At 75.1% G+C, this 14,728-nt stretch carries 11 protein-coding genes; 9 read left to right on the top strand and 2 right to left on the bottom strand.

Translation table 11 applies throughout. The annotated features are described in order from the left end of the window. Nucleotides 1-74 precede the first annotated feature (74 nt). The 6 genes from ACH4VO_RS18630 (at nucleotide 75) to ACH4VO_RS18605 (ending at nucleotide 6,832) form a co-directional block, all read left to right on the top strand. Nucleotides 75-1,331: a prenyltransferase/squalene oxidase repeat-containing protein gene (locus ACH4VO_RS18630; RefSeq protein WP_360989825.1), complete on the top strand. Its 1,257-nt coding sequence runs from the start codon at nucleotides 75-77 to the stop codon at nucleotides 1,329-1,331. Beyond that, nucleotides 1,328-2,038, top strand: coding sequence for an SCO2322 family protein (locus ACH4VO_RS18625; protein WP_360989822.1), 711 nt, complete (start codon nucleotides 1,328-1,330; stop codon nucleotides 2,036-2,038). The genes ACH4VO_RS18630 and ACH4VO_RS18625 overlap by 4 nt, the downstream gene beginning before the upstream one ends. Further along, nucleotides 2,035-3,234, top strand: a complete 1,200-nt coding sequence (locus tag ACH4VO_RS18620) for an energy-coupling factor transporter transmembrane protein EcfT (protein WP_360989819.1) — start codon at nucleotides 2,035-2,037, stop codon at nucleotides 3,232-3,234. The genes ACH4VO_RS18625 and ACH4VO_RS18620 overlap by 4 nt, the downstream gene beginning before the upstream one ends. After that, a complete protein-coding gene (locus ACH4VO_RS18615) occupies nucleotides 3,231-4,940 on the top strand; it encodes an ATP-binding cassette domain-containing protein (protein WP_360989817.1) in 1,710 nt (569 codons plus the stop codon). The genes ACH4VO_RS18620 and ACH4VO_RS18615 overlap by 4 nt, the downstream gene beginning before the upstream one ends. Continuing rightward, nucleotides 4,937-5,791, top strand: coding sequence for an ECF transporter S component (locus tag ACH4VO_RS18610; protein WP_360989814.1), 855 nt, complete (start codon nucleotides 4,937-4,939; stop codon nucleotides 5,789-5,791). Before ACH4VO_RS18615 ends, ACH4VO_RS18610 begins: the two co-directional genes overlap by 4 nt. Before the next feature lie 78 nt (nucleotides 5,792-5,869). Then, nucleotides 5,870-6,832, top strand: coding sequence for an AEC family transporter (locus tag ACH4VO_RS18605; RefSeq protein WP_360989812.1), 963 nt, complete (start codon nucleotides 5,870-5,872; stop codon nucleotides 6,830-6,832). Between the two features lie 87 nt (nucleotides 6,833-6,919). Here ACH4VO_RS18605 and ACH4VO_RS18600 read toward each other — a convergent pair whose 3' ends face one another. After that, complete coding sequence (locus ACH4VO_RS18600; protein ID WP_360989809.1) at nucleotides 6,920-8,980, bottom strand: bifunctional glycosyltransferase 87/phosphatase PAP2 family protein; 2,061 nt, start codon at nucleotides 8,978-8,980, stop codon at nucleotides 6,920-6,922. Nucleotides 8,981-9,329: 349 nt separating this feature from the next. Here ACH4VO_RS18600 and ACH4VO_RS18595 point away from each other — a divergent pair, with 349 nt between their 5' ends. Next, the gene (locus ACH4VO_RS18595) at nucleotides 9,330-9,806 is read left to right on the top strand and encodes a GNAT family N-acetyltransferase (protein WP_360989806.1); all 477 of its coding nucleotides are present in this window, start codon (nucleotides 9,330-9,332) and stop codon (nucleotides 9,804-9,806) included. Nucleotides 9,807-9,969: 163 nt separating this feature from the next. Here the strand turns inward: ACH4VO_RS18595 and ACH4VO_RS18590 are convergent, their stop codons facing one another. Further along, nucleotides 9,970-12,012 (bottom strand): MFS transporter, encoded by a 2,043-nt coding sequence (locus ACH4VO_RS18590; protein ID WP_360989804.1) that lies wholly within the window; start codon nucleotides 12,010-12,012, stop codon nucleotides 9,970-9,972. A 140-nt stretch (nucleotides 12,013-12,152) separates the two neighbouring features. Here ACH4VO_RS18590 and ACH4VO_RS18585 point away from each other — a divergent pair, with 140 nt between their 5' ends. After that, nucleotides 12,153-13,211: a peptidoglycan-binding domain-containing protein gene (locus ACH4VO_RS18585; RefSeq protein ID WP_360989801.1), complete on the top strand. Its 1,059-nt coding sequence runs from the start codon at nucleotides 12,153-12,155 to the stop codon at nucleotides 13,209-13,211. Nucleotides 13,212-13,595: 384 nt separating this feature from the next. Then, nucleotides 13,596-14,285 carry an HAD-IA family hydrolase gene (locus tag ACH4VO_RS18580; protein ID WP_360989798.1) on the top strand — a complete coding sequence of 230 codons (690 nt, stop codon included), beginning with the start codon at nucleotides 13,596-13,598 and terminating at the stop codon, nucleotides 14,283-14,285. Nucleotides 14,286-14,728: the final 443 nt, after the last annotated feature.

The following is a 14,728-nucleotide window of genomic DNA, read 5'->3' as shown; positions in this document are numbered from 1 at the left end:
CGAGGTATACGGGGCCGGAGCCCGGTGCATCCGTGTGCCCGTGCCCGGTCCTCGCAGGAGAGGCCCAGCCCGCCATGACCGTACGCCGCCGCGCGGCAGCGCTCGCGATCACCGCCGTGCTCTCAGCCGCGGCCGCCGCCCCCGCGGCCGTCGCCGCGCCGAGCCCGCCCCCGTCCTCCCCGGCGGCCCTCCCGCCCGGCCTGTACGGCACCGCGGACCCGACGTACGACGGCGTGTGGCGCCAGTCGCTCGCCTTCCTCGCGCAGAAGATCGAACTCGTCACCCCCGCAGCGACGTCGGTGGACTGGCTCGTGGGCCAGCAGTGCGACAGCGGGGCCTTCCCCTCGTACCGCGACGCGTCCGTCCCCTGCGACGCGAAGACGGTCGCCGACACGAACGCCACCGCCGCCGCCGTGCAGGCGCTGGTCGAGCTGGGCGGGCGCGGTGAGACCGTCGCCAACGCGGTCAGCTGGCTGAAGTCCGTGCAGAACGAGGACGGCGGCTGGAGCTACAACCCGGGCGGTGCGAGCGACGCCAACTCCACCGCCGTCGTGATCGGGGCGCTGGCCCGCGCCGGCGTACCGGTCGCCGAGGTCACCACCGAGGACGGCAGGACCCCGTACACCGCGCTGCAGACGTTCGCCCTGCCCTGCGGGGGGAAGGACGGCGGCGCGTTCGCGTACCAGCCGGACAAGGACGGCAAGCTCACCGCCAACGCGGACGCCACGGCGGCCGCCGTGCTCGGCGCGATGGGCAAGGGCATGGCCGCCGGGAACTCCAACGCGGTGAAGGCCCCCACCTGTGTGAAGGGTGGCGACCTCACCGCCGAGCAGTCCGCGCAGAACGGCGCCTCCTACCTCGCGGGCGCCCTCGTCGCGACGGGGCACCTGGACCTGCCGCCGATGCCGGGCGCCGAGGACACCGCGCCGCAGCCGGACTTCGGCAACACCGCCGACGCGGTCGTCGCGCTGGCGGCGTCCGGCCACAAGGACAAGGCGGCCGGGGCCGTCGCGTATCTGCGGAAGAACGCGAAGACCTGGGCCGCGGCGGGCGGCCCGGCCGCCACCGCCCAACTGGTGCTCGCCGCCCACGCGACGGGCAACGACGCCCGCGACTTCGGCGGGGTGGACCTCGTCCGGCAGCTGAACGCGACGGGCCCCGCGCCGGCCGCCACCGCCGTGCCCTCGCCGACCGCGACCGAGCAGAAGCCGAAGGACACCACCAGCGACGACGGCGGGCTGGGCGTGTGGTGGCTCGTCGGCATCGGTCTGGCCTTCGGCGCGGGCATCGGCTTCCTGCTCAGCGGGCGCCGGAAGAACCAGCAGCTGTGAGGCGTCCACCGGGTGCGGCGGTCCTGGGCACCGTCCTGGGCGCCGCCCTCCTGACGGGGCTGGGGGCCGGGGACGCGCAGGCGGCCGGGTACCGCTACTGGTCGTTCTGGGACGGCGACGGCGGCCGGGGCTGGACGTACGCCACGCAGGGCCCGTCCCTGGTCCGGCCGGACGACGGGGCGGTGCAGGGCTTCCGCTTCTCCGTGAGCCAGGACTCCGAGGACGCCGCCCGCCCGCGGCACGCCCCGGCCTTCGGGGAGATCTGCGCGGGCACCCCGGCGAAGGACGGCCTCAAGCGGATCGCACTGGTCATCGACGCCGGCACCGCTGCCGACGCCCCTGACGGCGAGCGCCCGCCCGCGCCGCGCACGGCCTGCGCGCAGGTGGCGCCGCAGGCGAGTACGGCCGAGGCGCTGGCCGCGGTGGCGAAGCCGCTGCGGTACGACAGCTCGGCGATGCTCTGCGCGATATCCGGCTATCCCGAAGCGGGCTGCGGCGAGCAGGTGGCGGGCGACACCGGGTCCGGCGGGTCCGCCGTCGCCCCCGGGACCCCCGCTCCCGGGGATTCCGCGTCCGACCGGGGTTCCGCCTCCCCGCAGCAGTCCGGTGACGAGGGCGTCGGCCCGTCGGCCGGCGTGCTGACCGGGATCGGCGCGGTGCTCCTCCTCGGCGTCGCCGCAGTGGTGCGGGCCCGCCGCCGCCGATGACCCGCTCCGTCGGCGCGGCCCGGCTCCACCGTGCGCTGCGCGCGCCCGAGGCCACCCGGACCAACGCACTGCCCGCCGGGGCCTGGTGGCTGTGGGCACTCGGCCTCGCCACCGCCGCCTCCCGGACGGCCAACCCGCTGCTGCTCGGCCTGCTGGTGGGCGTGGCCGGCTATGTGGTGGCGGCGCGCCGCACGGACGCGCCGTGGGCTCGTTCGTACGGGGCGTTCGTCAAGCTGGGGCTGTTCGTCGTCGGTGTGCGCCTGGTCTTCTCCGTCGTCCTCGGCTCCCCGCTCCCGGGGACGCACCTCCTGCTCACGCTCCCCGAACTGCCGCTGCCCGGCTGGGCGCAGGGGATCCGGATCGGCGGCCGGGTCACCGCCGAGCAGGTGGTCTTCGCGCTGTACGACGGGGCGAAACTGGCCACGCTGCTCATCTGCGTCGGAGCGGCGAACTCGCTGGCCGACCCGGCCCGGCTGCTGAAGTCGCTGCCCGGCGCCCTGTACGAGGCGGGGGTCGCGGTCGTCGTCGCGATGACGTTCGCCCCCCATCTGGTCGCCGACGTACTGCGGCTGCGGACGGCCCGCCGGCTGCGCGGCCGTCCGACCGGCGGTATCGGTGCGGTGCTCCGGATCGGCCTGCCGGTGATCGAGGGCGCGCTGGAGCGGTCGGTCGCGGTGGCGGCCTCGATGGACGCCCGGGGGTACGGGCGCACGGCCCCGGTCCCGCCCGCCGTCCGGCACACCACGGCCGTCCTGACGCTCGGCGGCCTGCTGGGCGTGTGTGTGGGGACGTACGGTCTGCTGGCGGCGCGTGGGGCGGTGTACGGGCTGCCGCTACTGCTGGCGGGCCTGGCCGCGGCCCTGGCCGGGCTCCGGCTCGGCGGCCGCCGCTCGGTCCGTACCCGCTACCGTCCCGACCGGTGGGGGGTGCGCGCCTGGCTGGTCGCGGGCTCGGGGGTGGCCGTCGCGGCGGTGATGATCCGGGCGGCCGGCGCCGACCCGGGGGCCCTGCACCCCGGTGTGGTGCCGCTGACCGCGCCCGTGCTGCCGCTCTGGCCGGCCGCCGCGGTGCTGCTCGGGCTGCTGCCCGCAGCGGTGGCACCGGTACCCGCCTCCCCTGCTCCCCTGCCTTCCACTTCGGCTTCCGCTTCCGCTTCCGCTTCCGCTTCCGCTTCCGCTTCCGAGGAGACCACGTGATCCGGTTCGAACAGGTCTCCGTGCGGTACGAGGGTGCCGCCCGCCCCACCCTGTCCGGGGTGGACCTGACGATTCCCGAGGGCGAACTCGTCCTCGTCGTCGGCCCCTCCGGAGTCGGCAAGTCGACGCTGCTGAACGCCGTCTCCGGCCTCGTGCCGCACTTCACCGGCGGCCTGCTGACCGGCAGGGTCACGGTCGACGGCCGGGACACCCGCCTCCACAGACCGCGCGAACTCGCCGATCTCGTCGGCACGGTGGGCCAGGACCCGCTCTCCCATTTCGTCACGGACACCGTCGAGGACGAACTGGCCTACGGCATGGAGTCACTGGGCCTCGCCCCCGACGTGATGCGGCGGCGCGTCGAGGAGACGCTGGACCTGCTGGGCCTGGCCGGGCTGCGCGACCGCCCCATCTCCACGCTCTCCGGTGGCCAGCAGCAACGCGTCGCGATCGGCTCGGTCCTCACCCCGCACCCCAAGGTCCTGGTCCTCGACGAGCCGACGTCCGCCCTGGACCCGGCCGCGGCCGAGGACGTGCTGGCGGTCCTCCAGCGGCTGGTGCACGACCTGGGCACCACCGTGCTCATGGCCGAGCACCGGCTGGAGCGGGTGGTGCAGTACGCCGACCAGGTCCTCCTGCTCCCGTCGCCGGGCGCCGCCCCGGTGGTGGGGGCGCCGGCGGACGTCATGGCGCTCTCGCCCGTCCGCCCCCCGGTGGTGGCCCTGGGCCGCCTGGCGGGCTGGGACCCCCTCCCGCTGTCGGTACGGGACGCCCGGCGCCGGGCGGGAGACCTCCGCGCACGCCTGGCCGGGACCGAGCCGCCCGCCCGGGAGCCGTCGGCGGGCGCCCCCGTCCCGCTCCCCGCTCCCGCGCCCGCCCGCCCCGGACTGCTCGGCCGGCTCCTCGGCCGTCGTCCGGCCGCGGCCGAGCCGTTGCCTGCGGACGGCGCCGTGGCCCGGACCGAGGGGCTCGGGGTGCGGCGCGGGCGGGTGGAGGCACTGCGCGGGGTGACGCTGTCCGTCGCGCCGGGCGAGATCATGGCCCTGATGGGCCGTAACGGGGCGGGCAAGTCCACCCTGCTGACGGCTCTCGTCGGGATGATCGAGCCGGCCACGGGCTCCGTCCTGGTCGGCGGCCTGCAGCCGTCGCGTACGCCGCCGCGCGCCATGGTGCGCCGGGTCGGGCTCGTACCGCAGGAACCCCGCGACCTGCTGTACGCGGAGACGGTCGCCGCCGAGTGCGCGGCGGCCGACGCCGACGCGGGCGCCCCGGCGGGCAGGTGCCGGACCCTGGTCGGCGAACTGCTCCCCGGCGTGCCGGACGGCACCCACCCCCGCGACCTCTCCGAGGGCCAGCGGCTCGCGCTCGCCCTCGCCGTGGTGCTCACCGCGCGGCCCCCGCTGCTCCTGCTGGACGAGCCGACGCGCGGCCTCGACTACGCGGCGAAGGCCAGGCTCGTCGGCGTACTGCGCCGGCTGGCGGCCGAGGGCCGTGCCATCGTCCTGGCCACGCACGACGTGGAACTGGCGGCGGAACTGGCCCACCGGGTGGTCATCCTCGCCGACGGGGAGGTCGTCGCCGACGGCCCGACCCGCCAGGTCGTGGTCTCCTCCCCCGCGTTCGCCCCGCAGACGGCGAAGATCCTCGCACCGCAGGGGTGGCTGACCGTGGGACAGGTACGCGACGCCCTGGAGGTGCCCGCGTGAGCGCCCGGCCCGTGCGCCTCGGCCCCCGGGCCGTCGCCGCGCTCGTCCTGGTCGGCGTGGTCGGTGTGCTCTCCTTCGGCTGGCCGCTCCTGGCCGACGCCGACTTCGGCCGCGATCACGCCCAGGACGCACCGTGGCTGTTCGCCGTGCTCCTCGTTCTCCTCGTCGGGGTCGTCGTCGCGACGATCGCGGACTCGGGCCTGGACGCGAAGGCCGTGGCCATGCTGGGCGTCCTCGCCGCGGTCGGCGCCGCACTGCGCCCGCTGGGCGCGGGAACGGCCGGTCTGGAGCCGATGTTCTTCCTGATGGTCCTCAGCGGCCGGGTCCTGGGGCCCGGTTTCGGCTTCGTGCTCGGCGCGGTGACGATGTCGGCGTCGGCGCTCCTGACGGGCGGCGTGGGCCCCTGGATGCCGTTCCAGATGCTGTCCATGGGCTGGTTCACCATGGGCGCCGGGCTGCTCCCCGGCGCGGAGCGGCTGCGCGGCCGGGGCGAACTGCTGATGCTCGGGGCGTACGGCTTCGTGGCGGCGTTCGCGTACGGCACGGTGATGAACCTCTACGGCTGGACGCTCGTGCCGGGGCAGGGCTCCGGGATCTCCTTCGTGGCGGGTGCCCCGCTGCACGAGAACCTCGTCCGCTTCCTGGCGTACTGCGCGACCACCTCGCTCGGCTGGGACCTGGGCCGTGCCGTCCTCACCGTGGCCCTGACGTTCGCCGTCGCCCCCACCCTGCTGAGGGCGCTGCGGCGGGCCACCCGCCGCGCGGCTTTCGACGCCCGGGCCACCTTCGAGGCCCCCACGGCCACCTCGGAGGCGCCCGGGGCCACCTCGGAGGCGTCCCGGGCCCGTTGACACCCCGACCGGTCACGGGGCACCCGGGCCGGGTACCCGGCCCGCCGGAGACCCCGGGGCGTGGGGATCATGGGGCGCATGCACGCCCTGCTCTCCGCCTTCGCGCCCATCTGGACGCTGACCGCCGTCGGTTACGCGAGCGGGCGCGGGCGGCTGCTGGGGGAGCAGGCGGAGGCGGTGCTCGGCCGGCTGGTCTTCCACGTGGCCATGCCCGCGGCCCTGTTCATGATGGTCTCGCGGGCGGACCTGCGTTCCTTCGTCAATCCGTCGCTGCTCGCGTTCGGCGCCGGATCGGTCCTCGTCTCCGGTCTGGGGCTGCTGGTGGTCCGGCGCTTCTTCGGCCGCAGGACGGCCGACGGGGCGATCGGATCGATGGCCTCGGGCTATGTGAACTCCGCCAACCTCGGCATCCCCGTCGCCGTCCAGGTCCTGGGCGACGCGTCGTTCGTCGCCCAGGTCATCCTGTTCCAGGTGCTGGTGATGTCCCCGGTGGTCCTGACCCTGCTGGACACCGGCACAGACCGGGGGCGCTCGCACCGGTGGACGGGTCTGCGCCGCGCGCTGACCATGCCGGTCCGCAACCCCGTGATCCTGGCCTCCCTGCTGGGCGTGGCCGTGTCGGCGGCCGGGCTGCGGCTGCCCGCCGCCCTCGGCCGTACCTGCGACCTGCTGGGCGCCGCCGCCGTACCGACGGCACTGATCGCACTCGGCCTGTCGCTGCACCGGGGCCCGGACCCGCCGGGGACCGTGTCCGCTCCGGGCAGCCGTGCGGAGCTGGGTGTGGTGGTCACCCTGAAGACCCTCGTGCACCCCGCCCTCGCCTACGCCGTCGGCGGCCCGCTCCTCATGGACCTGCCCGGGCACCAGCTCCTGGCGGTGGTCCTGTGCTCGGCGCTGCCGACCGCGCAGAACGCGTTCCTCTACGCCCGTGAGTACGGACTGGACACCACGCTTGCCCGCGAGGCCGTGGTGGCGTCCACGGTCGTGTCCCTGGTCACGCTGTCCGTGGCCGCCTGGGCCCTGGGCCCCTCCCCGGGCTGAGCCCTCCGGGTGGCGGGCGCGGCGATCCGGCGGGAGGGGCGCCCGGCGGGGCGAACCGCCACGGCGCCCCGGCGCGTGGCGCGGATGTCAGCCCTTGCCCACCGGTTCGGCGGCTGGCTCCCCGGCGGGTCCCCGTGGCTCGCCGCGCTCCAGCCGCTCCTCCCGGGGAGCCGTCCGCTGTGCCACGAGCACCACCTGGAGCCTCCGAGGCCCGGCCAGGACGTACGTCAGTGCGAAGCCCAGGCCGACGACCACGGCCCCGCCGACCGCGTCCAGCACCCAGTGGTTGCCCGTCGCCACGATGGCGGAGACGGTGAACAGCGGGTGCAGCAGGCCGAGCACCTTCATCCACGTCTTCGGCGCGAGCAGCACGATCACCACCCCGCACCACAGGGACCAGCCGAAGTGCAGCGAGGGCATCGCCGCGTACTGGTTGGTCACCGTCGTCAGGGTCCCGTAGTCCGGCTTCGCGAAGTCCTGCACCCCGTACACGGTGTCGATGAAACCGAGACCGGGCATGAGCCGCGGCGGGGCCAGCGGGTAGAGCCAGAAGCCCACGAGGGCGAGGATCGTGGCGAAGCCGATGGAGGTGCGGGCCCAGCGGTAGTCCGTCGGCCGCCGCACGTACAGCACGCCGAGAATGGCGAGCGGCACGAGGAAGTGGAACGTCGAGTAGTAGTAGTCGAAGAAGCCGCGCAGCCAGGAGATGCCGACGACCGTGTGGTTGACCCAGTGCTCGATGTCGATGTGCAGCCACTGCTCGAGCGCGTGGATCTGCCGTCCGTGCTCCTCGGCGGTGGGGCGGCCGGCGGTCGCCGCGAGACGGACTTTCGAGTACGCGGAGAAGACGACCCTGATGAGCAGGATCTCCAGCAGCAGGTTCGGGCGGCTGAGCACCCGGCGCCAGAACGGCAGCAGCGGCACCCAGGCGAAGCGGGAGGCGACCGGCCGGGCGTGGTCGGCCGGAACCGGCCGCTGCCAGTACGGCGAGGTACGCGGCAGGAACGGCACCGCGCAGGCCGCGCCGAGGGCCGCGACGAGCAGCGCGTTGTCGCGCACGGGCAGGAGCACGCCGATGTTCGGCAGCAGCATCTTCCCAGGCAGGGTGAGCACGAGCACCACGACGGCCGGCCAGACCAGCCGGTCCGGGGCCCGGGTACCGACCCGGCCGACGACGGCCAGGAGCACCCAGAGCAACTGGTGCTGCCAGGCGGTGGGCGAGACGGCGACGGCGACGCAGCCGGTGACGGCGACCGCGAGGAGGAGCTGCCCGTCCCGCGCGTAGCGCACGGCGCGCCGCAGCCCGACGACGGCGACGGTGACGGCCAGGGCCAGGAACAGCGCTGTCTCGGCCGGGCCTTCGAGCCCGAGGCGGAGCAGCGCCCCGTGCAGGGACTGGTTGGCCAGGTCGTCAGGGCGTTCACCGAGACCGGCGCCCGCCAGGTGGTGGACCCAGTACGCCCAGGAGTCGCGCGGCATCGCCGCCCAGGCCAGTGCCGTGCAGACGGCGAAGGCCGCTCCGCCGGCCGCCGCGGCCCGGCGTCTCCCGATGAGCCACAGCAGGACGGCGAAGAGCAGGATCGTCGGCTGCAGGGCGGCCGCGATCCCGGTCAGCACACCCGTGAGGCGTTCATCGCGTGCCACGAAGCAGGCGAGGAGCACCAGCAGGACCGGCAGGATGCTCGTCTGGCCCAGGTGCAGGGTGTTGCGCACGGGCAGCGACACCATCAGCAGGAAGATCGCCACGGGGGCCGCGAGGAACGTCGTCCGCCGGCTCACCGGCTCCGGCAGCGCCCGTACGGCGACGAAGCCGAGGGCAGCGACGAGCAGCAGGGACCCGAAGGTCCACACGACGCCCAGCGCCTGCTCGGCCGAGGCCGTCAGCGGCTTCAGCACCAGCCCCGCGAACGGTGACCCGGTGAACCTGCCGGGGTCGTACAGCGACCCGGCGACGTGCAGGAAGCCCTCGTCCCCGGTCCAGGTCTCCAGGTCGGTCAGGCGTTCGCCGGGCGGCCGCCGCAGCACCACCGCCATCTGCCGTACCGCCAGCACGGCCACGAGCACCCACAGGGCGGCACGGGCCGCCGCGGCCCTCGTCCCCGGGTCCGTCGCCACGTTCCCCCGCACACTGCGCTCCGCATCTGCCACGCCGCGCCGCCCCTCCCACCGTTCCGTGCACTGTCCCTCCGACCCGGGTATGTGCGGATGAAGCCTCGCATTGCCCTATGAGGTAGACACAATCAACCCCCTCTTCGCCTGGCTGTCACCCCGCTCCGGCGCCGGACTGCCCGCGCGACAGCTCCGTCCGGCCTGGCGGCGGGCGGAGACCGGTGACCCGCGCAGGTGTCCGGCCGGGTGCGCGCCGGGGCCCGGTCGCAGCGGGTCGGGCGCTCCCGGACGCCGCCCACGGCTGCGGCGGGCGGCCCTGGTGGCTGCCGCCGCGCACCTCTGCGTGCATGCGTTCGGCACGCGATCGGATCGGGTCCAGAATGGCCGGATGATGTGGACCGTCGCCCCCGAACGCTTCGACACCCCGGACGCGGCACTGCTGCGACGCGACTACTACGACGAGGTGGCGAGCCGCTACTGGGGACGGCCCGCCACCGCGCGGGAGATCGACGAGGGGCTGGCCGGCGACGGCGTCGAGCAGCTCACCCCGCCCACCGGAGAGTTCTTCGTCGGCCGCTACGACGGCAAGCCGGCGAGCTGCGCGGGCCTCCTCCTGGTCGACGGGACGACCGCCGAACTGACCCGGGTGTTCGTGCGTCCCGCGTTCCGGGCCACGGGCGGCGGCGGGCTGCTGCTGGGTGCGGCCGAGAGCGCCGCGCGGGCCTTCGGCGTACGGCGCCTGCGGCTCGACACCCGCGACGACCTGGTGGAGGCGCGGGGGCTGTACGCCAAGCACGGGTACGAGGAGGTGCCGGCGTTCAACCGGGGGCCGTACGCGGAGCACTGGTTCGCCAAGGACCTGTGAGCCGGGGTCGGGCGCCGGGGGTCGTGCCCGCCAGGCCTCCCCCGTGCTCACACCGGGCCGCAGGCGCGGCCGAAGCCTCCGCCGGGGTGCCGGGGCGCCGCGCTGCCGGGACTGCGGGGGCAAGGACCAGGGGATCGGGGTGGCAGGGCAGGGTGGCAGGGGATCAGGCCGAGTGGTCGCGCCGCGGTTCGGGCATGTGGGGCCGCTCTTTGCTGGACCCGCTCACCTCGGTGGTGAGCTCCCTCACCAGGCGGACCAGGTCGGTGGGCCGGTCCGGGCCCCACCAGTCGCCCAGCAGCTCGGCCAGCGACTCCTCACGGGCGTGCGCGAGTTCCACCACGGCCTCCGCGCCCCGTTCGGTGAGCGCGAGCAGCACTCCCTCGCGCCGGGCGAGACCGCGCCCCTCCACCTCGAGGGCCGCTTCCATGATCACGCTCAGCGGCACGGGGGCGACCTCCGCCAGCCGCGCGGGTTCCACGGCGCCGTGCCGTTTGATGCGCAGCAGCAGCCAGCTGGACGCGGGCAGCAGGTCGTACCCGGCCCGGGCGGTGATCTTCTCGTAGATGTCCCGGCGCCCCTCACGGGTGGCCAGTACGGACAGGGCGCGGGCGCACTCGTCGTACGAGGAGCGCTGCACCGGATTGGACGCCAGGGTCTCGCTCGGGTCGGGCGCCGTCACCGAACCGCGCAGCGGGTCCTCCTTGAGGAACCAGGCGAGGAAGAAGGCCACGAGGACGACGGGGGACGCGTACAGGAACACGTCGGTGATCGCGGTGGAGTAGGCGCCGAGGACCGAGGTGCGCAGGTCCGCCGGGAGCCGGACGACGGCCCGGGGGTCCGACGCCAGGGCCCCGGCGTCGACGCCGGGCGGGAGGGTCCGGCCGGCGAGGGCCTCGCCGAGCTTGACGGTGAGCCGGTTGGTGAAGATCGTGCCGAAGACCGCCACGCCGAACGAGGCGCCGATGGACCGGAAGAAGGTCGCCCCGGAGGTGGCGACGCCGAGGTTCTCGTAGCTCACGGCGTTCTGCACGATCAGCACGAGGACCTGCATCACCAGGCCGAGACCGGCGCCGAAGACGAAGAAGCAGACGCTCATCTCCCAGGTGGTGCTGGTCTCCGTGAGCCGGTGCAGGAGCAGCAGGCCGATGGTGGTGACGGCTGTGCCGGCGATCGGGAAGACCTTCCAGCGGCCCGTCCTGCTGACGATCTGGCCGGAGGCCGTCGACGTGATGAGCAGGCCGAACACCATGGGGAGCATGTGCACACCGGACAGGGTCGGTGTGATGCCGTGCACCACCTGGAGGAAGGTCGGCAGGTAGGTCATCGCGCCGAACATCGCGAAGCCGATGACGAAACTGATGGCGGCGACGAGGCTGAAGGTACGCAGCCGGAACAGGGGCAGCGGCAGTACGGGTTCGGCAGCCCGCCGCTCGACCGCCACGAACGCCGCGAGGAGGGCCGCCGCGAGCACGGCGAGGCCGATGATCCGGACGGACCCCCAGGCCCAGGTGGTGCCGCCCAGCGAGGCGACGAGGACGAGACAGGTGGCGACGGCGGCGATGAGGAAGGTGCCGAGGTAGTCGATGGTGTGGCGGGTGCGGCGGACCGGGATGTGCAGGACGGCGGCGATCACGAGCAGGGCGACGACGCCGAGCGGCAGGTTGATGTAGAAGACCCAGCGCCAGCTGAGGTGCTGGGTGAAGAGGCCGCCGAGCAGCGGGCCCAGGACGCTGGTCACGCCGAACACCGCGCCGAACAGCCCCTGGTACTTGCCCCGTTCGCGCGGGCTGACGATGTCGCCGACGATCGCCATCGACAGGACCATCAGCCCCCCGCCGCCGAGCCCCTGGACCGCGCGGAAGATGATGAGCTGCGGCATGTTCTGGGCCACGCCGCAGAGCGCGGAGCCGATGAGGAAGATGACGATGGCCGTCTGGAAGAGCCTCTTGCGGCCGTACTGGTCGCCGAGCTTGCCCCAGAGCGGGGTCGCCGCGGTGGCCGCCAGCAGGTAGGCGGTCACCACCCAGGACAGGTGGTCCAGGCCGCCCAGTTCACTGACGATCGTCGGCAGCGCGGTGGACACGATGGTCTGGTCGAGTGCGGCGAGGAGCATGCCGAGGAGCAGCGCGCTGATGGCCACCAGGACACTCCGTCGGGACCGCCCCTCGCCCGGGTCCAGGGGCGGAGGGCTCAGCTGCTGGGCCATGGACATCTCCTCAGGGTCCGCTTCACCCCCATCCTGGCGGCTGTGCCCGGTTATGGCCTGCCGAGTGGCGGTGCGGGCGTCGGGCTGCCCCGCGGCGGCCTGCATAATCGCAGGCAGTGCAAAGGGGAGGGGAACCCACGATGACCGGACATATGTGCCCGGAGTGCGGCGGCGAGCGGCGTGCGAGACCGGAGGCGGGGGCGGGGCCCGGGTGTGCCTGCGGGGCTCGTGCGGACCGCCCGGGCGGTGAGGAGTACCGGGCCGCGCGTGCGGCGGAGACGGCCGCGGCGGAGGACTTCGATCCGCTGCGGATCAGGCCGTACGTGACACTGGCGGGCGACGGCGCGCAGGACCGCCCCACGCCTGACGCGGCCACGACGATGCCGCTCTTCCTGGGCGCGGCCTCCTCGGGCGGAAACCCGGGCGGCGACGGCGTACCGGCGGGCGGCGGTGGCGCGGGGGGCGGCGGTGGCGCGGCGGGTGTGCGGGGACCGCTGCCCGGCCCCGCCGCGGACGACGCCCACCGGCGTACCGCGGCGGATTACGCGGGCACCGGGCCCGACCCTGTCCGGCCCCGCCGCCGCAGGCCGTTCGCGGCCGTCGGCGTGGGTGCGGCCGTGGCCGTGGTGGTGGGAACCGCGGCGTTCGCGGGCGGCCTGTTCGGCGGCGGCGGCCAGGAGGACGAGGCCCTGCCCGAGCTCACGACGAGCATCCCGGACGCGAGCGACGGGCCGGGCCCGTCCGCGTCCGGGTCTCCGTCGGCCCCGCCCTCGCCCACCGCGTCCCCGTCGGCCTCCGCGTCGGCGTCGGCTTCGGCGTCGGCTTCCGCCTCCCCTTCACCGTCGGCGAGCCCGTCGGCCTCGCCCTCGGGGAGCGCGTCCGGGACGCCGTCGCCGTCGGCGTCCGCCTCCGCGTCGACGCTCCCCGTGGCCTCGACGCCCACACCACCCGCCCCGGAAGCCGGGCCCACGCTGCGGCGCGGTGACAGCGGGCCCGAGGTGGCCGAGCTCCAGCGCCGCATGCAGGAGATCTGGGTCTACCGGGGGCCCGCCGACGCCGACTACTCGGGCCGGGTGGAGGACGCCGTGGCCGACTTCCAGCGGTGGGTCTCGGTCCGGAGCGATCCGCCGGGCGTCTACGGGCCCGAGACGCGCCGGGCGCTGGAAGCGCAGACGACCGGATCGGGGCGCCGGTCCTGAGCGACCCTCCGACTCCCGAGGGGCGCGCGAGATCCGTTCCGGGATCCGGGCAGCCGTCCCACGGGGCGGTCCGGGCCGGGAACCGTTCCACCGGACGGTTCCCGGGGCCTGAACGGCCGAGCCAAGAGCCTGCGCGGTCCGTCCCGAGGGGCTCCGCCCATCCCCTCGGAGAAGGGCGGAGGGGGCACCTGCCTGCCTGATTGGCGTTCCGGCCCCCGTTTTTGTATCGTGATGGAACAAAGTAGCCTCCGTCCGTTCTCCCTGACCGGCGGGCGGGGCTGCTTGTTTCCCGGAGGGCGCCGCCCTCTCAGGACCCGCACCGCGTGCCGCCCAGCGCGCACCCGCGTGCCCCTACGCACTTCCCCCGCGCTCTGGAGCCTGCCGATGTCGGCCACCGTCCTCGAAACCCGCGCCCTCCTCCTGGACATGGACGGCACCCTCGTCAACTCCGACGCCGTGGTGGAACGCTGCTGGCGCCGGTGGGCGCTGCGGCAGGGGCTCGACCCCGAGGCGGCCCTGAAGGTGGTCCACGGGCGCCAGGGGTACGCCACGATGGCCGCCCTGCTGCCGGACCGTCCGATGGAGCAGAACTACGCGGAGAACCGGGAGATGCTCGCCGAGGAGACGGCGGACACCGAGGGCGTCGTGCCCATCGGCGGCGCCGCCGCGTTCATGGCCGCGATCGCCGCGCTCCCGCACGCCCTGGTGACCTCGGCCGACGAGGCGCTCGCCCAGGCCAGGATGGCGGCCGCCGCGCTGCCGGTGCCGGCGGTACGGGTCACCGCCGAGCTCGTGGGCGCCAGCAAGCCGGACCCCGAGGGCTTCCTCAAGGGCGCGGCCGAGCTGGGCTTCGACCCGGCGGACTGCGTCGTGTTCGAGGACTCCGAGGCGGGCATCGCGGCGGGCCGGGCGGCCGGCATGCGGATCGTGGGCGTCGGCCCCCGCGCCGCGGCCCTCTGCCCCGACGCCCATGTCGACGACCTCACGCAGCTCCGGGTGGAGGCACTCGCGGACGGTTCGCTCCGCCTCCACGTCGCCGCCCGCCAGAGGCTCACCCCGCCCTCTCTCCCGTAGCGGCTCCCGGGCGCCTTCACCGACCCCCGCAGCCGCCCTCCGCACCACCGGCCCGGGCTTCGGCACGAGGCCCACACCGCCGTCAGCGCCACCGGTACCAACAGCCGCCCGGCGCCCCGCACCCGCCGCCACGCGCGGGGCCCCGCTCAGCGACGTGCCCATGAAGGCGCCCCGCAGTTAGGGGAACCCCGCCCTCAGGTCCCGGGCCCGACCCAGACCCGGGACCGGCACGACGACCGCCTCCGCCGGGCGGGCGAAGGCACCCGCAGGCCTCCCCCCATGCCCCGGCAGGAAGACGAACCCCACCGCGCGGACCCGCCCCGGGCCCGCGCACACAGCCGACGGCCGCATCCGCCGGGCGAACCTCCCCCGGCGGGCCGCCTCCCTCCGCACAGCCCCGCCACCCAGCCGACCTCCCCCGCCCCCACGGGCCCCCGAGTTGG

The organism is Streptomyces sp. NPDC020780 (genome assembly GCF_044334475.1).
Lineage (GTDB): Bacteria > Actinomycetota > Actinomycetes > Streptomycetales > Streptomycetaceae > Streptomyces.
Note: the sequence above shows the minus strand (reverse complement) of the source record. Positions and strands in the feature narration are given on the sequence as shown.